Raw genomic sequence first — 22,324 nt, forward strand, 5'->3', positions numbered from 1 at the left:
ATAAAGAAAAATCAGATTGTCTAAACAGGGTCAGCGGCCGCACCCTGCGCGTCCCCTCGCTGCCTGGCCTGTCCTGATGTGGATCGCCGCTACCGCCGCCGGCCTGTTCGCAGGTGCCGGCCTGATCATCGCCATCGGTGCGCAGAACGCCTTCGTGCTGCGCCAGGGCCTGCAGCAGCGCCATGTGGGCAGGGTGGTGCTGGCCTGTGCCGGCGCGGACATCGTGCTGATCCTGGCCGGCGTCGGCGGCATGGGCGCGCTGGTGCTGCAGTGGCCGCTGCTGCTGCAGGTGCTGCGCTTCGGTGGTGCGGGCTTCCTGCTCTGGTATGGCCTGCAGGCGGGGCTCCGCGCATGGCGCGGTGGCAGTGCGCTGGCCGCCGCCGAGGCGCAGGGCGGCAGCGGACGGCAGGTACTGCTGACCTGCCTGGCCTTCACCCTGCTCAACCCGCACGTCTATCTGGATACCGTGGTGCTGCTGGGCAGTCTGTCCACGCGTTACCCGGGCGATCTGCGCTGGGCCTTCGCCGCCGGTGCCTGCATTGCCAGTGTGGTCTGGTTCTGCACGCTGGGCTATGGCGCGCGCCTGTTGCAGCCGGTGTTCCGCAGGCCGGGCGCCTGGCGTGTGCTGGATGCAGGCGTGGCGATCTTCATGTTCTGCCTGGCGACGTTGTTGCTGCTGCGTCCTTTATCGCCATGAGTGCGTGACGTACGCCGGTGTTGCGTATGTGTTCCACCGGTACGGTTCACGTGGCCGGATACAGCGCGGATAATGCGCGCCTGGTCGCGACCCCGCCGCGCATGCCGTCGTTCGGCAGCCCCCCGGTCGCCTGTGTTCTCGTTGTACGACCGCCACGGCGCGGCATCGGTGTTGCATGAAAGACAATCTACAGCTGCTCCTGTCCCACTTGGGGCGCACCTTCCTGTTCGGCCTGATGATGGCGCTTCCGCCTGCGTTGGCCTGGCTCGACATCCATTGGCTGGGCAATGCAGTCGGCGAGTGGTCGCTGGTCGAACTGACCCAGGAAGGCTTCCTGGTCGCCAGCGTGGCTGCCTTCGTCCGGCTTGCATTGCGACGTGCCGATGATCGGGCCTTTGCCGTTCTGGCGGCCGCGCTGTTCGCCTGCATGCTCCTGCGTGAAATGGATGAGGCGCTGGACCTGATCGCACACGGCTTCTGGAAGTACCCGGTGGCCGTGCTGATCATCGGCTCACTGGCCTGGGCCAGCCGCGACTGGCGCCGGGCCATGCCGGCGCTGGTGCGTTTTCTCGTATCCCGGCCGGGTACCGTGATGACGATCGGCCTGGTTCTGCTGCTGTTCTATTCGCGTCTGATCGGCATGACGTCGTTGTGGACCGGACTGCTGGGTGACCAGTACATCCGCGTGTTCAAGAACACCATCGAGGAGACCACCGAACTCCTTGGTTACACCTTCATTCTCGCAGCCAGCGTCGGCTATGTGGCACAGCGGGTACGCGAACCGCTGACGGCACGGAAGCGCGCCGTGCACGAGGGTGCCGGGATGCAGCAACGGCCACTCTAGGCGGCATCCACCGCGCACAGCGGCGTCTCGCCGGGGCGCAGGGTCAGCACGCGCACGCCATTGCGAGTGACTGCCACCGTATGCTCGAACTGCGCCGACAGCTTGCCGTCGCGGGTGTACACCGGCCATTCGTCCGGCTGCTGGCGGATGGCCGGCTTGCCCTGGTTGAGCATCGGTTCGATGGTGAACACCATGCCTTCTTCCAGCACCATGCCGGTGTTGGGATGGCCGTAGTGCAGGATCTGCGGTTCCTCGTGCATCTCCTGGCCGATGCCGTGGCCGCAGTATTCCTTCACCACGCTGTAGCCGTGGCTGCGCGCGTGGCGGGCGATGGCGTGGCCGATGTCGCCCAGCCGCGCACCAGGACGCACGGCGGCAATGCCTTTCCACATCGCCTGGTAGGTGGTCTGCACCAGCCTGCGCGCGGCATAGTCGACCTCACCGACCAGATAGGTGGTGCTGGAGTCGGCGATGTAGCCGTTCTTCTCCAGGGTGATGTCGAGGTTGACGATCTGGCCGTTGCGCAGCACGTCGGTGGTGCTGGGTACGCCGTGGCAGACAACGTTGTCGATCGAGGTGTTGAGCACGTACGGGAAGCTGTACTGGCCCTTGCTGGCCGGCCTCGCCTGCAGCTCATCAACGATCATGCGTTCGACGAAATCGTTGATCTCCATCGTGCTGCGGCCCTGCAACGGCAGCTGGTCGAGCGCGGCGAACACCTGCGCCAGCAGGCGACCCGATTCGGCCATCAGCGCGATCTCGTCGGGGCGCTTGATGATGCCCATTGGCTCAGACCTGGCCCGGCGGCAGCAACGGGGGCTGCACGCCGGCCGCGCGCAGCTCGCTGGCGACGATGTCCTGGAAGCTCAGCGTGGGGTTCAGCTCGCACAGCATGCCGACCCGGATCCAGAAGTTGGCCTGGGCGTTGATCGAGCGGCTGGAGACGGTACAGGCACGGCGCAGCTGGTCGTGCAGGGTGTCATCGATGTTGACGATGCCCATGGGCGGTCCTGAAGGAGGGGGTATACGAAGCGTATATGTTTCGTATATCCGGCTCAAGGCCGCCCGGTTCAGCTCGCGTCGGTGGCGAAGCGCAGGCGGTTGCCGTCGGGGTCACGCAGCAGCATCTCGCGGCTGCCCCATTCGGTGTCATGCGGCGGCTGTTCGATGGGGACGCCTGCGGCGCTGAAGGCGCGGTGCAGGGCGTCGACGTCCTCGACGATGAAGTACACCGCGCCGCCGACCTCGCAGTCGCCGCTGTGTTCGGTGAGGAAGATCGTCTGGCCGTCGCGGGTGAGCTGGGCGAACAGCGGGAAGCCGGGTTCGAAGCGGTGTTCCCAGTCAACCACGAAGCCCAGTCCCTGCACGTAGAACGGCAGGGTGGTGTCGGCGTGGCGCATGCGCAGCTGGGGGATGACGGTCTGGGGCATGGCGAGGGCTCCTGGGGCAGGCGTCCAGTGTAGTGCCGGCCGCTGGCCGGCATCCCCGTGAGCCCGGGAACAATGAGGTTGCCGGCCAGCGGCCGGCACGACCGCCGCTGCCTGGGTCTGGTAGTTGCCAACCTTGGTTGGCATTGCCGGCCAGCGGCCGGCACTACCGACGAAGCCACGCTGGCCAGCAGCCGGCACTAACGGAAGCGGTCAGCAGGCCGTCGGCACTGCGGCCATCGCCGCCAGCAGCTCGCGGTTCACCTGCTGGTGCCGCGCCTGCCACACAGGTAGATCCTTGGCGCTGACGTCAGGCTGGCCATCCAGCGACGACAGCCAGCGCTTGAAGCGGCTCTGGTAGTTGGCCAGCGACACTTCGCCGGTGATGTCACTGCCGACCAGGCCGCCGGCGCGCAGCGCTTCGATCACCACCAGTGCGTGTTCCAGCTGGAAGCGACCCTGGTCCCAGTTGCTGCGGGCGACGTCCTCGGCGAACACATCCTTGTCGATCGACAGGTAGGTCGGTTGCGGCGACTTGGCCTGCTCGGCGGCGAACGCGGCGACCAGTGCCTCCGGGTGCTCGAACCGGCGGAAGGCGTGGCCCATGCCGAGACGATGCCCCCAGCCCACGTCCACGTCCATGCACCAGTACGTCAGCCGGCCGCTCATCAGCGGGCGCCAGTGGTTCTCCCAGGCATGGCCGAGGCCGATGTCGCTGGAGGTGATGCCGAGCACGTGGATGTGCGAGATCTGCGGCAGCTTGCTGGCGGCGTTCACCCACGACCCGCAGTGCATGCCGAACGGGAAGCGCATGTTGTCCGGATGGTTGTCCAGCACCACCAGCTGGAACGGCGCCTGCGTGCGCATGCGCTGCAGCAGCGGCAGGCTGAGGTGGTGGAAGTCGCCACTGCCGAGCATTACCGTGCCGAGCTGGGCCGGCAACGGTGCCAGCACTTCAGTGGCGAAACGGTTCAGGGTGGCATTGCGGCAGGCGAAGCGCAGTGGATCGTGCCATTGCGGCAGGGCCAGGGTCTGCGCCTCTGGCAGCGGCAGCACGCCACCGTCCAGGTCCAGGATCAGCGGGGAACGCAATGGCATCGCTCAGCCGCCTCCGTCCGGTTCGCCCTGCAGGTACGGGGCCAGCCTGCGCAGGGCTGCACGCAGCAGCGGGGAACGGGCGTGGATCGCATGCCGGGTGGAGGTGAAGCGGGCGCCCAGTTCGGCCTTGATCCGCGAATCGGTCCAGCCGGCCACGTAGTGGCTCAGGCCGTGCTGCAGCGCGTATTCGAGGTTGTGCATCCAGCTCACCGCGTACAGGTTGTGCTCGCGGGACTGCGGATAGGCCAGGCCGATGTACTTGTCCACCAGCTTGCCCGCATGCACGTAACACAGGTTCCAGCCGATCAGCTGGCCCTGGTGGCGGTACAGGAACATCCGTCCCTGGCCCTGGCTGTCGGCCAGAAGATGCTGGAAGTAGGGCACGTCGAGCTGGTCGAAATGCACCGCGCTCTGCGCGTACACGCCCAGGTACAAGGCATACAGTTCGGCCTGCAGCTGCGGGTCGGCCAGGGCCGGATCGCCGGTGGCGATGCAGTCGATCTGCAGGTCGTCGCGCGAGCGCAGCTTGCGCCGGATGTTCTTGCGGCGCGAAGACGACAGGCGGCCGAGATAGCCATCGATCGAATCGAAATCGATGGCCACCCAGGCCAGCGGCATGCCTTCCAGTTCGACGAAGCCGCGTGCCAGCAATGCCTGCAGGAAGGCACCGCTGTGTGCGTTGGCCGCGTCGTCCAGCAGCGGCGAATCGATCGCCAGGTCCTTGACCACCAGAAGGCGCGTATCGCCGATCGCGTGACGCGTCACGTCCTCGGCCAATGCCTCTGGAGCGACGTGCGCGGGCAGCGGGGTGTACTCGGTGCTGGTGGCACCGACGAAGCGGGTTTTCCAGGTGATCCAGGGCCGCCACAGGCGCGACAGCGGCAGGCCAAGCAGCTTGCCGCGCAGGTCGTCGTCCATGGTGGTGGTCAGATCCAGCGGCGCACGGAAGGTCGGCAGGCCGCTGGGAAGGCGGCCTGCCTCGAACCCGAGCGGCGGGTGGGCCAGGAAGCCCTCCAGCAGCGCGGCCGGTTCCAGCGCGGTGCTGGATGCGCGTGACGTCATTTCCATCGGCACGGGAACCGGCAGCGCATCGGACCTCAGCCCTTGGCCTTGGTCAGCGCCTGGTCAAGCAGGGTGATCGCCAGGTCGATCTCTTCGTAGCTGATGTCCAGCGACGGCGCGAAGGTGATCACGTTCTTGTACCAGCCACCCACGTCGAGCACGAGGCCCATGCGCTTGCCGTCGTGCAGCAGGTCACCGGCCAAGCCGATGTCGACCATGCGGTCCAGCAGTTCCTTGTTCGGCGTGTAGCCGTCGGTCTGGCAGATTTCCGCGCGCAGGGCCAGGCCCAGGCCGTCGACGTCGCCGATTTCCGGGTGGCGCTTCTGCAGGCCACGCAGGCCATCGAGGAAGTACGCGCCCTTTTCCGGCACGGTGCGCTCGTAATCCATTTCCTTGCCCAGCTTCAGCACTTCCAGGCCCAGGCGGGTGCCCAGCGGGTTGGAGTTGAAGGTGGAGTGGGTGGAGCCCGGCGGGAACACGGTCGGGTTGATCAGCTCTTCGCGCGCCCACAGGCCCGACAGCGGGTTCAGGCCGTTGGTCAGCGCCTTGCCGAACACCAGCACGTCCGGGGTCACGCCGAAGTGCTCGATGGCCCACAGCTTGCCGGTGCGCCAGAAGCCCATCTGGATTTCATCGACGACCATCAGGATGCCGTACTTGTCCAGCACGCGCTTGAGGCCGGTGAAGAAGTTGCGCGGCGGGATGACGTAGCCGCCGGTGCCCTGGATCGGCTCGACATAGAACGCGGCGTACTCCGCCTGGCCGACCTTGGGATCCCACACGCCGTTGTATTCGCTTTCGAACAGGCGCTCGAACTGCCACACGCAATGGTCGGAATACTCTTCCGGGGTCATGCCCTTCGGGCGACGGAAGGGGTATGGGAACGGAATGAACATCGCGCGCTCGCCGAAGTGGCCGTAGCGGCGGCGGTAGCGGTAGCTGGAGGTGATCGACGACGCACCCAGGGTACGGCCGTGGTAACCACCCTCGAAGGCGAACATCAGGCTCTTGCCGCCACGCGCGTTGCGCACGATCTTCAGTGAGTCTTCAATGGCCTGCGCGCCGCCGACGTTGAAATGCACGCGGCCGTCGAGGCCGAACTTCTCGTGCATGTCCACGGCAATGGTCCTGGCCAGCTGCACGCGGGTCGGGTGCAGGTACTGGCTGGCGACCTGCGGCAGGGTGTCGATCTGATCCTTCAGCGCATCGTTCAGACGCTTGTTGCTGTAGCCGAAGTTGCAGGCCGAGTACCACATCTGCAGGTCGAGGTAGGGCACGCCCGCACCGTCGAACATGTAGCTGCCTTCGCCGCGCTGGAAGATCTTCGGCGGGTCGACGTAGTGGACGGTATCGCCGAAGGAGCTGTAACGGGCTTCGTCGGCCAGCAGCTGCGCGTCGGAGGCAGCGGCGTCGGCGTTCTTGTCAAAAATGTTCATGCAGTTCGGTTCCGTGAAGGACGTTCGAAAGAGGTAGCGGGGGCGTGCTTGGAAGGGAGTGCTCAGGCGGTGGCCAGCAGCAGGGGCAGTACGGCGGGCTGCGGGCTGGCGTCGATACGACGTGGCTGCAGCAGGCTGCCATCGAGCAAGCGCGGCAGCAGTGCGATTGCATCGTGGAAGGTATCGATGGCGGCATGCTCGATGCCGGCATCGGTGCAATGGGTGATCAGGCGACGCTTGGCGAACACGAAGTCGGCATCTTCGGAGACGCAGAAATCCGAACTGCCATCGCCGATCATCAGCACACGCGGTGCTTCGTTGGCGCGCGCCTGCGCGGCGCAGGTGCACTTGCAGGTGCCGCTGCGGCAGCCTTCGGCCTGGTAGGGCGATTCCAGTTCCCAGTAGCCATCGCACCAGCGCAGGTGGTTGGCCACCACCGGCAGTCGCGACAGGCCGTGGTTGGCGAGGATGCGGTGGATCGCATGGTCCAGGCCGTCGCTGACGATGCGCAGCGGCACGCCCAGCTGTTCGGCACGGCTGACAAAGGCGGCAAAGCCCGGATCGATCTGCACCTGGTCCAGGTGGGCGTCGAGCGTGGCCGGGTCCAGCTTCAGCAGCCTGACCTGGCCCTGCATGCATTCGCGCGAGCCGATCTTTCCCGCTTTCCACTGGTCTTCCAGTTCCTGCCAGCCCGGCTGGCCGTATTTCTCCAGCAGCGAGTCGATGACATCTTCGAGGCTGATGGTGCCGTCGAAGTCACACAGGATGCTCCAGTGCATGGGCAGGTCCGTCGATGAAAGGAACGTCCGGCGCGATGCCGGGCCAGGCTCAATGTAGGCAGGCAGCCTTTCTCGTTCCTTTCCTGTTGAAAGCCTGCATTTCAGGGCGCGGAAAGCGTTCAGGAAGGTGCATGGATGAATGCGCGGGGCGCACTCCATCCGTGCGTCCTGGCGTCACGCGCGGGCCAGTGCCCGCAGTATTTCGGCGGTCTCTTCACGGGTCTGCCAGGCGCTGTTGCCGAGGGTCAGCATGCGTGCGGCGAAGTCGCGTGCGTTGGGCATGTCGTCCTGCGGCACGATGCCGCGCAGGTAGGCATAGCCGGGCAGGGCATGGATGAACATGCGGCTGGCGCCAAGCCCGCGTGGCCACAAGTCCTTCAGTACCGCATCGCGGGCGCGTTGGCTGGGCAGCAGCAGCATCAACAGTGGCCAGGTGCCACCGCTACCGGCCAGCCCATCGACCACCTCAACGGCAGGCAGCTGTGCCAGCTGCACCCGCAGCTGCAACGCACGCAGCCGACCGGCCTGAAGGAATGCCGGCAAGCGCCGCGCAGCATGCGCGCCGATGTTCTGCCGCCACTGGCTGACCCGGTGCTGCGGGATATCCAGCGGGAAAATGTCACCGACCGCATCTTCCAGATCGCCACGCTGAAGCGCATTGCGCAGTGGATTGCCATACACCAGTGACAGCAGCGAAGGGCGATAGCAGGCAGCAAGGCCCAGCAACTGCACGCTGCGCAGCAGCTCCCAGCGCAGGCTGGAGCGAACGTGCTGGTCGGCATGTTCGGCCAGCGCAGCACGCAGTTCGTCATCGCGGCTGACCAGCAGGCCGCCTTCATGCAGGCTCAGGCCCTTGCCGGCGGCCAGGCTGAAGAATCCGATATCGCCGCGCAGGCCGACACTGCTGTTGCCGACCCGTGCGCCGAGTGCCTGCGCGGCATCTTCGATCACCCAGGCGCCGGCGTTGCGGGCGACTTCGCAGGCCAGCTCGACATCGGCAATGCGCCCGCCCAGGTGGGTGGGCAGGATCGCCAGCGTGCGCGCATCGGCCAGCCGCTTGAGCTGGCCGGGGTCGAAGTCGAAATGACCGCGCCGGGTATCGCACAACTGCGCGCGCAGGCCCAGGCTGTGCACCGCGATCGGCACCAGCGGGCAGGTATAGGCCGGCATGATCACGGTGTCGCGCTTTGGCGCACGCTTGCGCAGCGTGCGCAGGGCGATCAGCAGCGCGTGCGTGCCGGAACAGGTCAGCTGCAGCGGCGGTGTGCCGAGCTGGCTGGCCAGGATGTCACGCAGGTCGCCGCCACCGGGAAGGAAATCGCTGGCCTGCATCGGCAGGCCGGCGGTTGGTGGCAGTTCGCGCGCGAACAGGCTCATCGCAGCGCGCTCACGGGGTGTTTTCGGCAGGGCTGTGCGGGTCGTCCGCCTCGGCGCGGCCGAGGCAGACGATGCCGGCCACGATCAGTACCGCACCGAGCAGATGGTGCAGGGTCAGCGGCTCGTTCAACAGCCACGCCGACAGCAGCAGCACGCTGATCACTTCCAGGTGCGAGGCAGCAAAGGCGGGACCGATCGGCGCATGGCGCAGCAGGCTCATCCAGGTGAAGAATGCACCCACGTAGCCGAGGATGGCGCCGTAAACCCACGGCTGCGACAGCACGCGCAGCAGCCAGGCGGTGTTGGCCTCGACCGGCAACGCGGCGTCACCGGCGTACTTGAAGCACAGCTGGGCCAGCGTGTCGAAAGCCATCAGCAGCGGGAAGCCGATCACATACAGGCGCCTCATGAGCCGGCCCCCACCACGGCTACGCCGGCGGTGACCAGCAGCATGCCGGTCACCCGCAGCGGCGTGAGTTTCTCGCGGAACAGGAAACGGCCGGCGATCATCAGCGCGACGATGTTGATCGAGCCCAGCAGCACGCCCTTGGACAGCGGCACCAGCGACAGGAACGCGATCCAGGCGACGAACTCAAGCACGTAGCAGGCGATGCCGATCCACAGCCAGGGACGGCTGAGCATGTGTTTCCAGCGCTGCAGTCCTTCGCCCTCCTGCGGGTCGCTGGCGGCGGCCTTGAACGCGAGCTGGCCACCGGTATCGAGCACGACATTGGCCAGCCACAGCAGCGTGGCAAGTGCCCCCATGTCAGGCCACCGCCTTGAGCACGCCAGTGCGTTCACCGATTTCGGTGAAGAAGCGCGCGCTGCGGCGGATCACATCGCGGCGTTCGCGGTCGATGGTGATCATGTGGTAACTGTCTTCCAGCACCACCAGTTCCTTCGGGCCGCTGACCCGCGACATCACCAGCTCGGCGTTGCCCATGCTGGCCACGTCGTCCTCGCGGGCGTGCATCACCAGGCACGGTGCGGTGACCTGATGCAGGTGGCGGCGGGTCCACTGGCTCAGCGCACGCATCTCGGCCAGCGCATGCCAGGGGTTGCCCGGCAGGCCGGCAGCCGCGCTGTCGCCGGACAGCATGGCGGCGCTGACCTGCGCGCGCAGGCGCTCGTCGCGCAGGCCGTACGGCGGTTCTTCCATGAACATGCGGTCGCGGCCGATGTTGAAGCGCTTGAACCACGGCAGGAGGAACGAGAAGCGGGCCACGGCGGGAATGTTCCAGCCGTCGTAACGGAAAGTGGCGCCGTACACGCCCACGCCGGACACCCACTCCGGGCGACGTGCCGCCAACGCCAGCGAAAGTACCGCGCCCATCGACAGTCCACCCACGAACAGCTGGTCGACCTTGCCGCGCAGGGCGGCCGCCGCATCTTCCACGCCCTGGTACCACTGTTCCCAGGTGGTCGCCAGCAGGTCATCCACGGTGCCGCAATGGCCGGGCAGCTGCACGCCGTGCACCGTGAAACCGGCGTTGTTCAGCCCTTTGCCCAGCATGCGCATTTCCGCCGGGGTGCCGGTCAGGCCATGGACCAGCAGCACGCCCTGTGGGCCACCGGGGAGGAAGAAGTCGTGCGATTCGGTCACCTGGCGGCTCCGGGACGGCAGTGGGGATGGCAGGATCGCAAGCGCGATTTTCGCCAGCCTTTCAGCGCCCCGGGCCGGGTCAGGGCGCCTTCAGCAGCGGCAGCGTGATGGCGACTTTCAGTCCGCCACCTGGGCGGTTCAGGAAGCTCAGGCGGCCACCGAAGTGCTCCACCGCCTCGTGCGCGATGGCCAGGCCGAGGCCGGTGCCGCTGGCAGCGGTGCCCGGCGCCCGGAAGAAGCGCTCGCCCAGCCGTGGCATCACGTCGTCGGGCACACCAGGGCCGTTGTCTTCCACATACAGTTCGACATCATTGTCGTCCAGCGCGTGCACGCCCACCGTGACGGTTGCATTGCGGCCGGCATAACGCAGGGCGTTGTCGATCAGGTTGTCCAGCGCTTCCTGCAGCATGGCGCCGTTGCCGAGTACACGCAGCGGATGGGGACTGCCGCGGTAGCCCAGATCGATGCCATCGCGGATCGCCTCCGGTACGCGCATGCCGACCCACTGCGGTACCAGCTCGCACAGGTCCAGTGCCTCCACGGTATCGGGCACGGTCTGCGCCCGGCTCAGTGCCAGCAGCTGGGTGCTGACCCGGGCGGTGCGCTGGTTGAGCCGGCGGATGTGCTGCAGCGCCTCGCGCACTGTATCGGGGTCGCCATGTGCCAGTGCCTGGTCCACATGCAGGGCCATGCCCGCCAGCGGCGAACGCAGCTGGTGCGCGGCATCGGCGATGAAACGGTTCTGCAGGGTGATCATTTCCGCCTGGCGGGCAAACAGATCATCGATGGTGCTGATCAGTGGCTGGATCTCCTCGGGCACGTCGGCATCGGAGATCGGTGCCAGTTCGCCGCGGCGCTGGGCCAGGCGGGTCCTCAGCGGGGTCAGGATACGCAGGCCATAGGTCACGCCGAACCAGACCAGCGCTGCGGTACCCAGCGCCAGCATGGTCATCAGCGGGATGATGATCATCAGGATCTCGCGCGCACGCTGCCGGCGGTCGGCCATGCTCTCGGCCACGGTCACCGCCAGCTGGTCCTGCGGATCGTTCATCGCCTGCGTGCAGACGGTGGCCATGCGCACCTGCTGGCCATTGAGGTTGCCGTCGTACAGCGCCGGATGCACGCCGGTGCAGTCCTGCGAAGGGGCGTACGGGCTGAAGTCTGCATTGCCGCTGAGCGTACCCATGCGGCTGCTGTCGACGTTGAAGTAGCGATGGCCGTCGGGGTCGTACTCGATCAGGAAGCGCGCCTGCGGAGACAGGTCGCTGGTCACCGGCATGGTGCTCAGCATCTGCGCGAACGAATGCGTGTCGTCGATCAGGTTGCGGTCGTGGATGCGGTTGGAATAGTCCAGCGCAACGTAGTAGGCCAGGATCGTGTTGAAGGTGAGCAGGCCCAGCATCGGCAACGCCAGGAAGGCGAGCAGGCGCCGGCGCAGGCTGGGTGGTCCACTGATCACGGGGCGCTGTCGTCCTGTGCGTCTTCCAGCATGTAGCCCAGCCCGCGCACGGTGCGGATGCCCATGCCGCCGGGCTGCAGCTTGCGGCGCAGGCGGTGCAGGGCGATGTCCAGGCCGTTGTCTGTGAGGTCCTGGCCCCAGTCGCACAGCGCTTCCACCAGTTGCGCGCGCGACACGATGCGCTCGGCGCGTACCGCCAGTGCCGACAGCAGGCCGAACTCGCGCGCGGTCAGTTCCAGCGACTGGTCGTCGATCCACACCCGGTGCCCGGCCAGATCGATACGCAGGCGGCCGATGCGCAGGTCCGGGTTGCCATTGCTGGTGACCCGCCGCAGCTGCGCACGCACGCGTGCTTCGAACTCGTCCAGCGCGAACGGCTTGACCAGGTAGTCATCGGCGCCCAGGTCGAGCACGCGCACGCGCTCGGCCAGGCCGTCGCGGGCGGTCACCACCAGTACCGCCAGGCCATCGCCGCGCTGGCGCAGGCGCTGCAGCACGTCGCGGCCATCCAGCTGAGGCAGGCCCAGGTCCAGCACCAGCAATGCGTACTGGGTCGAGCCCAGTGCCGCGTCGGCGTGCGCGCCGTTGTCGACGTGGTCAACCACGTGCCCCTGCCGGCGCAGCGAGGCGCACAGGCCGGAGGCGATATCCGGGTCGTCTTCAGCAATCAGAACGCGCATGCGCGGGGGCTCCTGTAACGGTCAGGCCCACCGGATGGACGGGGTGGGCCTCTCTCGGCTGCCGAGGGTAGCCGCAAACCGGGTGAAGGTGGAGCGCGCCGCCGCCGCCCGGTGCCGTCGCGCTGTCCCTTCATTCAGTCCTGCAGGCCCGGCTCACCCGGCGCCAACGGCACCCGCGAGCCATCCAGCAGGCCACGGCTGAGCCTGCCATCCTCGATGAACAGCAGTTCGCCGTTCTCGCCGTTCTTGATGCTGCTGTCGATGGCGATCACGCGGTCGCCATGGAAGCTGCTGACGTGTGGCATCGAGGTGTGGCCGACCACGATGCGTTTGAGCTGCAGGCGGTCGAGTACGGTCTGCACCCCCGCGGTGTCGAGGCGGCCATCGAAGTAGCCGCGGTACCAGATCGGGCTGGTCTTGCCGTCATACAGCGGTGCGGTGGCCGGGTCGGCCTTTACTTCGGCCTTTGGCAGGCCCAGTGACGCCTGGTAGGCCGCATTGGTGCGCGCCGGGTCCAGCGCCAGCTGCACTGCCTCGGGCGAAATGCCGCCGTGCAGGAACAGGGTGTCGCCGATCTTCAGCAGCACCGGGCGGGTGCGCAGCCACTGCCCGATCACCGAATCGGCACCGTACAGCTGCGGGTAGCTGCGGCCTAGCAGCTGCGCGCTGCGCAGGTACTTCGGGTTGACGTAGCGCAGGTCGTCGTACAGCACCATGGTTTCGTGGTTGCCGAGCACGAAGTGCACCGCGCCGCCGGCGGCGGCCGCCTGCTGCTGCAGGCCATACAGCAGCCAGAAGGCCTCGGTCACCTGCGGGCCGCGGTCGAACACATCGCCGGCGATGACCAGCGTGTCCTTGCCCAGCGCCCAGCGATCCTGGGCATCGATGACCTGGTGGGCGCGCAGCAGGCGCACCAGCAGCCCGTACTGGCCATGGATGTCGGACAGCGCAACGATGCGCGGCACGGCCGGCAGCACGGAAACCGAAGGCGCATTCGGGGCAGCCACGTGCACCGTGTGCTCGTAGCCGCAGCGCGGGGCGATGTCGGTACCTGCGGCCTGCGTGGCAAGCGTGTGCGACTCGACCTTGTCGTCGCATATCCATTTGGCCTGCAGCTGGTCGCCCTGGCGGAACACATAGGGGCCATCGGCCTGCACGTGGTCGGCGGGCGCGGCAACCTCGCGGGCCTGCGTGGTTGCTGTGGCGCAGGCCAGCAGCGGCAACAGCAGGGCGGTCAGCAGGGAAGGGCGATCGCGCGACATCGGCGGCATCCAGTGGCGGAAAGACCCGATGCTAACCGGCGCGGGTGTTCGTCGGTGTGCGCGAATGGGCGGATCAGGTGTCGCGCCCGCCGTCCCTGAACTTGCGCACGCGGGTGGCGGTGGGCTGAAGTGGCTGGCCGTCGCGCCCGCGCGGCTGCATGTAGGGCAGCGGCCGCCGCGTCGCCGATTCGATCAGCTGTGAATGGGCTTCACCGGCCTCGAAGCGATGGCGTTCACCCCATTGGCGCAGCGCGACCAGCAGCGGGAACAGTTCCTGGCCAGCGGCGGTGAGCACGTATTCCTGGTAGGCCGATCCATCGGAGGCCGGCTGCAGCTGCAGGACGCCGGCCTCTACCAGCCGGCGCAGGCGGTCGCTGAGGATGTTGCGGGCCGCGCCGAGGCTGCGCTGGAAATCACCGAAACGGGTGACGCCATCGAAGGCATCACGGATGACCAGCAGCGCCCAACGATCACCGAGCAGATCGGCGCTGCGGGCGACGGGGCAGGGGCTGTCGGCGTGCATGGTGGACCTCTCTGATGTGGTTGCAGTTTAAAACCAATGGCAGTAGCCTGCATCAAGTTTCAAATTGCAACCACGTCATGAGTGCCACATCGCTTCCCCGCCCACTGCTGGTCCTGCTTGCGGTTGCCGCCGGCGCCAGCGTCGCCAACGTCTACTACGCACAGCCGCTGCTGGATCAGCTTGCACGCGCCTTTGCGCTGGACCGGGCCGTGGCCGGCGCGGTGCTGGCTGCTACCCAGGCCGGTAGCGTGCTGGCGTTGCTTGGCCTGCTGCCGCTGGCGGACCGTGGTGACCGGCGACGCCTGCTGCGGCTGCAGTTGATCGCATTGGTGCTGGCGCTGCTGTGGCTGGCAGCGTCACGCACGGCGGGCTGGCTGTTGTCGGGCATGCTGCTGGCCGGCTTGCTGGGCACGGCGCTGACCCAGGGCCTGATCGCCTATACCGCCATGCTGGCACCGCCCGAGCAGCGCGGTCGCGTGGTCGGTGTGGTGCAGGGCGGCGTGTTCATCGGCCTGCTGCTGGCGCGCGTGGTGTCCGGTACGGTGGCGGCGGCCTTTGGCTGGCAGATGGTCTACCTGTTGTCAGCGATGGTGATGGCGGGGTTGGCGGCGCTGCTGTGGCGGCGCCTGCCCCCAGTACCGGTGCCGTCGGTTCCCCCACGCTGGCGCGAGCTGCTGGGCTCGATGCTGGGCATGCTGCGCCGCGATCGAACGTTGCGCGAGCGTGGGCCGCTGGCACTGCTGCTGTTTGCCGGCCTCAATGTGTTCTGGGCGGCGGCACCCTTGCCGCTCTCGGCGCCACCGCTGCATTGGTCGACCGCCGCCATCGGTGCACTGGGCCTGGCCGGGGTGATCGGTGCGCTGCTGGCGGCGCGGGTAGGGCACTGGATGGACAGTGGTTTCGCGCATCCTGTCAGCGTCGGTGCGCTGTTGTTGATGCTGGTTGCGTGGTGGCCCTTGCTGGGCCTGCCGCAGTCGCTGTCGTTGCTGCTGTTGGGCGTGATTGTGCTCGACCTGGGTGGGCAGGCACTGCACGTATCAAACCAGGCATTGCTGCTGCGCGCGCCGGCTGAACAGCATGGACGCCTGGTGGCTTTGTACATGCTGTTCTATGCGGTGGGCAGTGGTGCCGGTGCAGCGGCCGGGCCCTGGATGCAGGCGCGCCATGGCTGGCCGGCGGTATGCCTGTTGGGGGCGGGCATCGCGTTGCTGGCGCTGCTCTGGTGGGCAGCGTGGCGGGTGGTGGCGGTGAAAGCAGCGGCCGGCGGCCGTATCGGTAGTGCCGGCTGTCAGTAGAGTCGACTGTCAGTCGACTGCTCTTCGCCCTGCGTGCGAAAAACCCCGCGGTGCGCGCGATAGTCGACCCGCGGTCGACTCTACCTGTCCTGCCGTCATCGCTGCAGTGCGCGCCGTCCCGGCGCTTCCTGCAGGTCCGCACTGGCCACCACCACGCGGTTGCGGCCGCTGCGCTTGGCCTCGTACATTGCCGCGTCGGCACGGGCCATCAGCCGCTCGTAGTCCGGATGGCCGTCGTGGCCGGCCACGCCGATGCTGGCGGTCAGTGCCAGCACCTGGCCGTTGGCCAGTGCCACCGGCGACTGTGCGATCTGCCGCCGCAGGCTCTCGGCGATCACGGTCGCCTGCGATTCGCTGGCAGCCACCAGTACCACCACGAATTCTTCGCCGCCATAGCGGAACAGGTAGTCGCTGCCGCGCGTGAGCTGGCCGAGCAGGCCGGCGACGTGCTGCAACGCGCGGTCGCCGGCATCGTGGCCGTGGCCATCGTTGATCGCCTTGAAGTGATCCAGGTCGAGCAGCAGCAGCGAGAATGGTGTGCGGTTGCGTGTGGCCAGCTCGATTTCCCGGCGCAGCACGGTGGGCAGGAAGCGACGGTTGAGCAGGTTGGTCAGCGCGTCGCTGCCGGCATCCAGTTCGCCGATGCGCTCGAACAGCAGTGTCATCAGGGTGCGGATGGCGGCCAGGTCCTCGCGGATGGCCGGCAGCACCGCCAGCCGCTGCGCCGGAGCATCGCCGCTCGCGCGCTGCAGGTGGCCATCAATGCGGGCCATCAACTGGCCCACCTGCTGCGTTTCGCTGCTTTCGCCGAAGCTGGGGATGCCCTTGTGGGTGAACCACAGGCCGAACTCCGAGGTAGCCAGGCTGGCGTTGTCGCTGGCCTGCACGTGGCCGGCCAACGCGTAGAGCAGGGCGTTTTCCCAGTCCAGCAGCAGTGCGCGCTGGCGCTCGCGTTCGGTACCAACGTTCTGTACCAGCGAGAACAGCCGGTAGGCGGCGTCGGCACGGGTGGAGCGCTCGCGCGCGTGGGTGTAGGCCAGGGTCATGCCTTCCATGGCGATATCCATGATCGCGCTGAGGCAGTCGATGGCGGCAAATGCGGTGTCGCTGTCCGGTGCATCGTCGCGCAGGCGCACGAACAGTTCGTGCTTGAGCACACGCGCACCGCGGGTAACCAGGTCGACCGGAATGCCGACGCGGGCGTGCACGTCGCCGATGATCCGCTGTGAGGCCACGGTGTTGGCGATGCCGCTGGCATCAGTGGTCAGCAGCTGCGCCAGCCAGCGCTGCATGGCCGGCTGCAGGCGCTGCTTGACCTGGTCGTGGGACAGGAAACGGCGCGCACGGGTGTCCTGCAGCAGTACTTCGTAAAAGCGCTGGGCCAGCGCGGGTGGGGCATCGGTAGCAGCGGCCTTGAGCAGCGCGGTGGCGGCAGGGCCGGCCTGCAGCAGGCACTGCTGCCAGGCCTCGGCCAGCGGCTGGCTGGCATCGTCCAATTGGGGTGGTTCCACGTCGATCTCTGACTGCGTACGGCAAACCACGGGTATCGGCCGCGGCGGCATACGGTTGATGGCGGGTTAGCCGGCCAGTTTACGCGCGGTGCAGGGTTGCACGGTGCGCAAACCACATCGGCGCCGCTGCGGCAATGAGTGAACGCATTTGAGAATCAATCGCATTGATGGGAGAATGCGCGCACGGAACGGGCTGCAGGTGCCTGCTGCAGGACTGCTCCGCCTCCCCCTCGTCGTTGCCTCAAGCCCTTTGCCAGAGGGCCCGTAGCCCTGCCAGAAGGTCCTGATCATGTCCCCTGCCGTTGTCCTTTCGCCGCGCCCGCTGGCGCTTGCCGTTGCCGCCCTGCTGGCCGGCAGCGCTCTGACCGCCCACGCCGAAACCGACGCCACCGATATCGACACGGTGCACGTCACCGCCTCGCAGATCGCGCGCCAGGCCCTGGGTACCTCCACCATCACCGCAGAGGACATCGCCAGGCGCCCGCCGGCCAACGACATCGCCGAGCTGCTGCGCACCATGCCCGGCGTCAACCTGACCGGCAACAGTGCCTCGGGCCAGTACGGCAACAACCGCCAGATCGATCTGCGTGGCATGGGCCCGGAAAACACCCTGATCCTGGTCGACGGCAAGCGCATCGGTGCGCGTGATGCCGTGCGCATGGGCCGCAGCGGTGAGCGCAATACCCGCGGCGATACCAACTGGGTGCCGGCGGAAATGATCGAGCGCATCGAAGTGCTGCGTGGCCCTGCAGCGGCACGTTATGGCTCGGGTGCTTCCGGTGGCGTGGTCAACATCATCACCAAGCGCCCGACCGGCGACCTGACCGGCGCGGTCGACCTGTATGGCCTGGTGCCCGAGCACAGCGCCGAAGGCGGCAGCGAGCGCGTCGGCCTGCAGCTGAGCGGGCCGATGACCGACACCCTGTCGTTCCGCCTGTACGGCAATCTCAACAAGACCGACGCCGATTCGCTGGAACTCAATCGTGACTTCGCGACGAATCCGAACGCGGTGCCGCCGGCCGGTCGCGAGGGCGTCAAGAACCGCGATGTCAACGCGCTGCTGCGCTGGGACGTGACCGCCAACCAGGTGGTCGAATTCGAAGCCGGCACCAGTCGCCAGGGCAACATCTATGCTGGCGACCGCGCGGTCAGCACCACCGGTACCTCGACACCGATCGATCTGGGGGCGTTGGCCGAGCAGCAGGCCGAGACCAACCGCATGTATCGCAACACCGGAGCGATCACCCATCGCGGCCGCTGGGGTGATGTGACCTCGCGGGTAACGGCTGCAGTGGAGGCGGTGAACAACTCGCGCATCAACGAAGGCCTGGCCGGTGGCCCGGAGGGCAGCTTCAACGGCACCGACTGGTCGACCTCGCGCCTGCGCAACTACCAGCTGGACGGCGAAGTCAGTTTCCCGACCACGCTGGGTGGTGCCGAGAACATCTGGACGCTGGGCTTTGAATACCTGGACAGCCGCCTGACCGACCCGTACTCGATGAGCCAGTCCAGCAGCAGCGGCGGCGGCATCCCGGGGCTGTCGGCCGATCGCGCACGCGGCAAGTCCGACGCGCAGACCACCGCCGTGTTCGTGGAAGACAACATCTACCTGGGCGAGCGCTGGATCGTCACCCCGGGCCTGCGCTTCGACCACCACAGCCAGTTCGGCAACAACACCAGCCCCAGCCTCAACGCGCAGTTCCGCATCAACAGCGACTGGGTGGTGAAGGGCGGTATCGCCCGTGCATTCAAGGCGCCGAACCTGTACCAGTCGAATCCGGACTATCTGTATTACACCCGGGGCAATGGCTGCCCGAATGCACTGCCGAGCCTGGGCGCCGGCTGCTACATGCGCGGCAACTCGGACCTGAAGGCGGAAACCAGCCTGAACAAGGAACTGGGTATCGAGTGGGCACCGCAGAGCGGCTGGCAAGCGTCGTTGACCTACTTCCACAACGACTACAAGGACAAGATCCAGGCCGGGTACAACCAGATCGGGCTGACCGCCGACACCAAGGGCCGCATCTTCCGCTGGGAGAACGCACCCAAGGCGATCGTGCAGGGTCTGGAAGGCAACCTGGTGGTCCCGCTGCTGGGCGAGCAGGGCAACCGCCTGAAGTGGAGCAACAACTTCACCTACATGGTGGAGAACGAGAACAAGAGCACCGGCCAGCCGCTGTCGGTAATTCCGAAGTACACCGTCAACACGATGCTGGACTGGCAGGCCACCGACAAGCTGTCGGTGCTGCTGACCGGCACCTTCTACGGCAAGCAGAAGCCGGCCACCACCAACATCAACAATGATCCGCGCTGCACCGGCACCTGCGATCCGTCGATCGCGCTGCAGGACCGTGGTGCGTACAACATCTGGGGCGTGAGCGCGCGCTACAAGGTGACCGAGACGGTCAGCTTCGGTTTCGGCGTGAACAACCTGGCCGACAAGCGCCTGTTCCGCGAGGCCAACAGCAGCGATGCCGGCGCGGCGACCTACAACGAGCCGGGCCGCGCGTACTGGGCCAGCCTGCGCTTCGGGTTCTGACCGCAGGCGGACGTCGGTCCGCTGCGTCCGCCAGGCGTGGCCTGGCGTTGCCGGCCGCGCTCCGGTAGCGCCGGGCCATGCCCGGTGAGGGACCGCGTGGCCTGCAATGTTATAAACACCGTGATAGTTTCCCAACGCCCTCCGGCGTAGCCTGCCTCCCATCGCAAAGGAGCTGTTGCCATGGGCCACGACCACGATCACCTGCCATCCGAGATCCGCCACGAGAAACCCTTGTGGTGGGCGCTCGGCCTGACCTCCACCTTCCTCGTCGTCGAGGTGGTGGGCGCGTTCTGGACCAACAGCCTGGCGCTGCTGTCCGACGCGGCGCACATGGCTACCGACGCTTTAGCGCTGATGATCGCGCTGGTCGCGGTGCGGCTGAGCCGGCGCCCGCCGGACGCGCGCCGCACCTACGGCTATGCACGCCTGGAAGCGCTGGGCGCGATGATCAATGGCGCGATGCTGTTCGTGGTCGCCGGCTATATCCTGTGGGAGGCCATTGGACGTTTCCGCGAGCCGCAGGAGATTGCCTCGTCGGGCATGCTGGTGATTGCCGCGGCGGGCCTGGTCATCAACCTGATCTCGATGCGCCTGCTGCAGGCTGGCAGCGGCGAGAGCCTCAACGTGAAGGGTGCCTACCTGGAAGTGTGGGCAGACATGCTCGGCTCGGTGGCCGTGATTGCTGGCGCGCTGTTGATCAAGTGGACCGGCTGGAAGCCGATCGACCCGATCCTGGCGGTGCTGATCGGCCTGTGGGTACTGCCGCGCACCTATGTGCTGATGCGCGAAGCGATCAACGTGCTGCTGGAAGGCGTGCCCAAGGGCATGGACGTGGCCAAGGTGCGCGACAGCCTGTCCGGCCACGCTGCGGTACTGGACGTGCATGACCTGCATGTGTGGGCGCTGGCCTCCAGCACCCCGGCGCTGACCGCGCACATCGTGATGCGCGACGGCACCGATGCCGATGCGCTGCGTCGTGATCTGGGCGGGCGCCTGCACGATGACTTCGGCATCGAGCACGTGACACTGCAGATCGAAGCGGACCACTGCGGCGAAGCCTGTGGTGAGCCGGCGCCGGCCAAGGGCGGCGAGCACGAGGGCCATGAAGGCCATGACCACGGCGAGGACGCGCAGGGCCATCGCGGTCACGTGCATCGTTGATTGAAATTGAGGGCCGTGCCGGGTGGTGCCCGCGGTGGCTATTCGTCCCGTCGCGAGGCCAGCCGGTCTGCCAGCCGCGTCGGCTCCGGCAGCCGGTAACCGCGCAGCGTGCGCCGTACCCAGTCCAGCGCGGTATCTGCACTGACCCGATGGCCACCGGCCACGAACAGCGGTTTGCAGCGCAGCTTGCTGCGCAGCACCCAGCCCAGTTGCTCATCGCCATCCAGCAGCGGCGTATGCGCACCGGCCTCGGCGCCCGGTTCGACGAACCGGCCCACCAGTTTCGACTTGGCGACGCCGATGCTTGGCAGGTCGGTGACCACACCGAGGTGAGCGGCCACCCCCAGCCGGCGCGGGTGGCTGATGCCATGGCCATCGACGAACACCAGGTCCGGCGTGCGTGGCAGCAGCGCGAGTGCGGCCAGCAATGCCGGCAGCTCGCGGAAGCTGAGCAGGCCGGGGATATAGGGCATCACCGTGGGGATGCGCGCGATCTCCTGCGCCACGGGCTGCAGCGTTTCTGCGTCCAGCAGTACCGCCGCGGCGCGGGTGATGGCGCCATCGTCCTCGAAGCCGACATCCAGCCCGGCCAGCCAGCGCACGTTGCGTGGCAGCCGGTCCTGGCGCTCCACGCGGCCAGCCAGCTGGATCTGCTGCTTGCGTGCCGCAGCGACGCTGCCTTCCCAGCGCCCGGGGTCGATCACCGTATTCATTGGTCACAGCATCGCATGCGCGGTGCCACGGCCCGGTGAGCGGCGCCCGGGGCTACAATGGCGGCCTGCCTTTCCTCGCGTTGGAGACCCTGCAGTGACCCGTAAACTCGTACTGTTGCGCCATGGCCAGAGCCAGTGGAACCTGGACAATCGCTTCACCGGCTGGGTCGATGTCGACCTGACCGAGCAGGGGCGCCGGGAAGCGGCCGCCGCGGGTCGCCTGATGCGCGAGGAAGGCCTGCAGTTCGACGTCGCCCACACCTCCGTGCTGAAGCGTGCCATCCACACCCTGCAGGGTGCGCTGGCCGAGCTGGAGCAGGACTGGCTGCCGGTGAACAAGTCATGGCGCCTCAACGAACGCCATTACGGCGGCCTGCAGGGCCTGGACAAGGCCGAGACCGCCGCCAAGCACGGCGAGGACCAGGTCAAGGTGTGGCGTCGTTCGTATGACATCCCGCCGCCGGCCATGGACCTGGAGGATCCGGGCCACCCGATCCATGACCGTCGCTACGCTGGCCTGGACCGCAACGCGCTGCCGGGTACCGAATCACTGGCCACCACGCTGGACCGCGTGCTGCCGTACTGGCACGACGCCATCGCGCCGCAATTGAAGGACGGCAAGACCGTGCTGGTCACCGCCCACGGCAATTCGCTGCGCGCGCTGTACAAGTACCTCAACAACGTCTCGCGCGAGGAAATCCTCGAGCTGAACATCCCGACCGGCATCCCGCTGCTGTTCGAACTGAACGACGACCTGACGGTGAAGTCGTTCCGCTACCTGGGCGACCCGGAAGCAGCGCGCAAGGCCGCTGAAGCCGTGGCCAACCAGGGCAAGGCGAAATAAAACAGAAGGCCGGC

The 22,324-nt window shown here is 67.2% G+C and carries 23 protein-coding genes; 6 read left to right on the plus strand and 17 right to left on the minus strand.

Annotated elements, in window-relative coordinates; all coding sequences use genetic code 11:
• Window positions 1-76: 76 nt before the first annotated feature.
• Window positions 77-697 carry a LysE/ArgO family amino acid transporter gene (locus ACX9OT_RS19055; RefSeq protein WP_032127535.1) on the plus strand — a complete coding sequence of 207 codons (621 nt, stop codon included), beginning with the start codon at window positions 77-79 and terminating at the stop codon, window positions 695-697.
• 175 nt (window positions 698-872) lie between these two features.
• On the plus strand, window positions 873-1,541 hold the full coding sequence (locus tag ACX9OT_RS19060; RefSeq protein ID WP_032127534.1) for a hypothetical protein: 669 nt from the start codon (window positions 873-875) through the stop codon (window positions 1,539-1,541).
• Here ACX9OT_RS19060 and map read toward each other — a convergent pair.
• From map to ACX9OT_RS19135, 15 genes are all read right to left on the minus strand, one after another.
• Window positions 1,538-2,320: a type I methionyl aminopeptidase gene (gene map, locus ACX9OT_RS19065; protein ID WP_459003229.1), complete on the minus strand. Its 783-nt coding sequence runs from the start codon at window positions 2,318-2,320 to the stop codon at window positions 1,538-1,540. The genes ACX9OT_RS19060 and map overlap by 4 nt on opposite strands.
• Window positions 2,321-2,330: 10 nt before the next feature.
• Complete coding sequence (locus ACX9OT_RS19070; protein ID WP_005412680.1) at window positions 2,331-2,543, minus strand: ParD-like family protein; 213 nt, start codon at window positions 2,541-2,543, stop codon at window positions 2,331-2,333.
• Between the two features lie 68 nt (window positions 2,544-2,611).
• Window positions 2,612-2,971, minus strand: a complete 360-nt coding sequence (locus ACX9OT_RS19075) for a bleomycin resistance protein (RefSeq protein ID WP_071228487.1) — start codon at window positions 2,969-2,971, stop codon at window positions 2,612-2,614.
• A 210-nt stretch (window positions 2,972-3,181) separates the two neighbouring features.
• Window positions 3,182-4,066: an arginase family protein gene (locus ACX9OT_RS19080; protein ID WP_459003208.1), complete on the minus strand. Its 885-nt coding sequence runs from the start codon at window positions 4,064-4,066 to the stop codon at window positions 3,182-3,184.
• 3 nt (window positions 4,067-4,069) lie between these two features.
• The gene (locus ACX9OT_RS19085) at window positions 4,070-5,134 is read right to left on the minus strand and encodes a GNAT family N-acetyltransferase (RefSeq protein WP_459003210.1); all 1,065 of its coding nucleotides are present in this window, start codon (window positions 5,132-5,134) and stop codon (window positions 4,070-4,072) included.
• Window positions 5,135-5,163: 29 nt separating this feature from the next.
• Window positions 5,164-6,564, minus strand: a complete 1,401-nt coding sequence (locus tag ACX9OT_RS19090; protein ID WP_459003212.1) for an aspartate aminotransferase family protein — start codon at window positions 6,562-6,564, stop codon at window positions 5,164-5,166.
• A 62-nt stretch (window positions 6,565-6,626) separates the two neighbouring features.
• Complete coding sequence (locus ACX9OT_RS19095) at window positions 6,627-7,343, minus strand: MtnX-like HAD-IB family phosphatase (protein ID WP_049462375.1); 717 nt, start codon at window positions 7,341-7,343, stop codon at window positions 6,627-6,629.
• Window positions 7,344-7,517: 174 nt separating this feature from the next.
• Complete coding sequence (locus ACX9OT_RS19100; protein ID WP_459003214.1) at window positions 7,518-8,720, minus strand: DegT/DnrJ/EryC1/StrS family aminotransferase; 1,203 nt, start codon at window positions 8,718-8,720, stop codon at window positions 7,518-7,520.
• A 10-nt stretch (window positions 8,721-8,730) separates the two neighbouring features.
• Window positions 8,731-9,129 carry a DMT family transporter gene (locus ACX9OT_RS19105; protein ID WP_459003216.1) on the minus strand — a complete coding sequence of 133 codons (399 nt, stop codon included), beginning with the start codon at window positions 9,127-9,129 and terminating at the stop codon, window positions 8,731-8,733.
• Entirely contained in the window at window positions 9,126-9,485 is a 360-nt protein-coding gene (locus ACX9OT_RS19110) for an EamA family transporter (RefSeq protein WP_012479558.1), read from the minus strand. Before ACX9OT_RS19110 ends, ACX9OT_RS19105 begins: the two co-directional genes overlap by 4 nt.
• Before the next feature lies 1 nt (window position 9,486).
• Window positions 9,487-10,323, minus strand: a complete 837-nt coding sequence (locus ACX9OT_RS19115) for an alpha/beta hydrolase (RefSeq protein WP_065179649.1) — start codon at window positions 10,321-10,323, stop codon at window positions 9,487-9,489.
• 79 nt (window positions 10,324-10,402) lie between these two features.
• Window positions 10,403-11,782 carry a sensor histidine kinase gene (locus ACX9OT_RS19120; protein WP_005412674.1) on the minus strand — a complete coding sequence of 460 codons (1,380 nt, stop codon included), beginning with the start codon at window positions 11,780-11,782 and terminating at the stop codon, window positions 10,403-10,405.
• Entirely contained in the window at window positions 11,779-12,462 is a 684-nt protein-coding gene (locus ACX9OT_RS19125) for a response regulator (protein ID WP_014646433.1), read from the minus strand. The genes ACX9OT_RS19120 and ACX9OT_RS19125 overlap by 4 nt, the downstream gene beginning before the upstream one ends.
• 134 nt (window positions 12,463-12,596) lie before the next feature.
• Window positions 12,597-13,724 carry a metallophosphoesterase gene (locus ACX9OT_RS19130; protein WP_329810591.1) on the minus strand — a complete coding sequence of 376 codons (1,128 nt, stop codon included), beginning with the start codon at window positions 13,722-13,724 and terminating at the stop codon, window positions 12,597-12,599.
• A 73-nt stretch (window positions 13,725-13,797) separates the two neighbouring features.
• Window positions 13,798-14,247, minus strand: coding sequence for a winged helix-turn-helix transcriptional regulator (locus ACX9OT_RS19135; RefSeq protein WP_459003219.1), 450 nt, complete (start codon window positions 14,245-14,247; stop codon window positions 13,798-13,800).
• 77 nt (window positions 14,248-14,324) lie between these two features.
• Here ACX9OT_RS19135 and ACX9OT_RS19140 point away from each other — a divergent pair, with 77 nt between their 5' ends.
• Window positions 14,325-15,542 (plus strand): MFS transporter, encoded by a 1,218-nt coding sequence (locus ACX9OT_RS19140; RefSeq protein ID WP_459003221.1) that lies wholly within the window; start codon window positions 14,325-14,327, stop codon window positions 15,540-15,542.
• A gap of 95 nt (window positions 15,543-15,637) precedes the next feature.
• Here ACX9OT_RS19140 and ACX9OT_RS19145 read toward each other — a convergent pair whose 3' ends face one another.
• Window positions 15,638-17,053 (minus strand): GGDEF domain-containing protein, encoded by a 1,416-nt coding sequence (locus tag ACX9OT_RS19145; protein WP_049399641.1) that lies wholly within the window; start codon window positions 17,051-17,053, stop codon window positions 15,638-15,640.
• A gap of 289 nt (window positions 17,054-17,342) precedes the next feature.
• Between ACX9OT_RS19145 and ACX9OT_RS19150 the strand changes: the two genes are divergently transcribed.
• Window positions 17,343-19,592: a TonB-dependent siderophore receptor gene (locus tag ACX9OT_RS19150; RefSeq protein WP_049462383.1), complete on the plus strand. Its 2,250-nt coding sequence runs from the start codon at window positions 17,343-17,345 to the stop codon at window positions 19,590-19,592.
• A 180-nt stretch (window positions 19,593-19,772) separates the two neighbouring features.
• Window positions 19,773-20,753, plus strand: coding sequence for a cation diffusion facilitator family transporter (locus ACX9OT_RS19155; RefSeq protein ID WP_032127521.1), 981 nt, complete (start codon window positions 19,773-19,775; stop codon window positions 20,751-20,753).
• Window positions 20,754-20,791: 38 nt separating this feature from the next.
• Here ACX9OT_RS19155 and nfi read toward each other — a convergent pair whose 3' ends face one another.
• Complete coding sequence (nfi, locus tag ACX9OT_RS19160) at window positions 20,792-21,466, minus strand: deoxyribonuclease V (RefSeq protein ID WP_132809639.1); 675 nt, start codon at window positions 21,464-21,466, stop codon at window positions 20,792-20,794.
• 94 nt (window positions 21,467-21,560) lie between these two features.
• Between nfi and gpmA the strand changes: the two genes are divergently transcribed.
• A complete protein-coding gene (gpmA, locus tag ACX9OT_RS19165) occupies window positions 21,561-22,310 on the plus strand; it encodes a 2,3-diphosphoglycerate-dependent phosphoglycerate mutase (RefSeq protein ID WP_004150217.1) in 750 nt (249 codons plus the stop codon).
• The last annotated feature ends 14 nt before the right edge of the window (window positions 22,311-22,324 follow it).

This window comes from Stenotrophomonas genospecies 3 (assembly GCF_054473855.1).

Excerpts from the sequence above, each read along its gene's own strand:
- ACX9OT_RS19055 (WP_032127535.1), top strand. The coding sequence starts at position 77 with ATGTGGATCGCCGCTACCGCCGCCGGCCTGTTCGCAGGTGCCGGCCTG.
- ACX9OT_RS19060 (WP_032127534.1), top strand. The coding sequence starts at position 873 with ATGAAAGACAATCTACAGCTGCTCCTGTCCCACTTGGGGCGCACCTTC.
- ACX9OT_RS19070 (WP_005412680.1), bottom strand. The coding sequence starts at position 2,543 with ATGGGCATCGTCAACATCGATGACACCCTGCACGACCAGCTGCGCCGT.
- ACX9OT_RS19075 (WP_071228487.1), bottom strand. The coding sequence starts at position 2,971 with ATGCCCCAGACCGTCATCCCCCAGCTGCGCATGCGCCACGCCGACACC.
- ACX9OT_RS19080 (WP_459003208.1), bottom strand. The coding sequence starts at position 4,066 with ATGCCATTGCGTTCCCCGCTGATCCTGGACCTGGACGGTGGCGTGCTG.
- ACX9OT_RS19085 (WP_459003210.1), bottom strand. The coding sequence starts at position 5,134 with ATGGAAATGACGTCACGCGCATCCAGCACCGCGCTGGAACCGGCCGCG.
- ACX9OT_RS19090 (WP_459003212.1), bottom strand. The coding sequence starts at position 6,564 with ATGAACATTTTTGACAAGAACGCCGACGCCGCTGCCTCCGACGCGCAG.
- ACX9OT_RS19095 (WP_049462375.1), bottom strand. The coding sequence starts at position 7,343 with ATGCACTGGAGCATCCTGTGTGACTTCGACGGCACCATCAGCCTCGAA.
- ACX9OT_RS19100 (WP_459003214.1), bottom strand. The coding sequence starts at position 8,720 with ATGAGCCTGTTCGCGCGCGAACTGCCACCAACCGCCGGCCTGCCGATG.
- ACX9OT_RS19105 (WP_459003216.1), bottom strand. The coding sequence starts at position 9,129 with ATGAGGCGCCTGTATGTGATCGGCTTCCCGCTGCTGATGGCTTTCGAC.
- ACX9OT_RS19110 (WP_012479558.1), bottom strand. The coding sequence starts at position 9,485 with ATGGGGGCACTTGCCACGCTGCTGTGGCTGGCCAATGTCGTGCTCGAT.
- ACX9OT_RS19125 (WP_014646433.1), bottom strand. The coding sequence starts at position 12,462 with ATGCGCGTTCTGATTGCTGAAGACGACCCGGATATCGCCTCCGGCCTG.
- ACX9OT_RS19130 (WP_329810591.1), bottom strand. The coding sequence starts at position 13,724 with ATGTCGCGCGATCGCCCTTCCCTGCTGACCGCCCTGCTGTTGCCGCTG.
- ACX9OT_RS19135 (WP_459003219.1), bottom strand. The coding sequence starts at position 14,247 with ATGCACGCCGACAGCCCCTGCCCCGTCGCCCGCAGCGCCGATCTGCTC.
- ACX9OT_RS19140 (WP_459003221.1), top strand. The coding sequence starts at position 14,325 with ATGAGTGCCACATCGCTTCCCCGCCCACTGCTGGTCCTGCTTGCGGTT.
- ACX9OT_RS19150 (WP_049462383.1), top strand. The coding sequence starts at position 17,343 with ATGTCCCCTGCCGTTGTCCTTTCGCCGCGCCCGCTGGCGCTTGCCGTT.
- ACX9OT_RS19155 (WP_032127521.1), top strand. The coding sequence starts at position 19,773 with ATGGGCCACGACCACGATCACCTGCCATCCGAGATCCGCCACGAGAAA.
- nfi (WP_132809639.1), bottom strand. The coding sequence starts at position 21,466 with ATGAATACGGTGATCGACCCCGGGCGCTGGGAAGGCAGCGTCGCTGCG.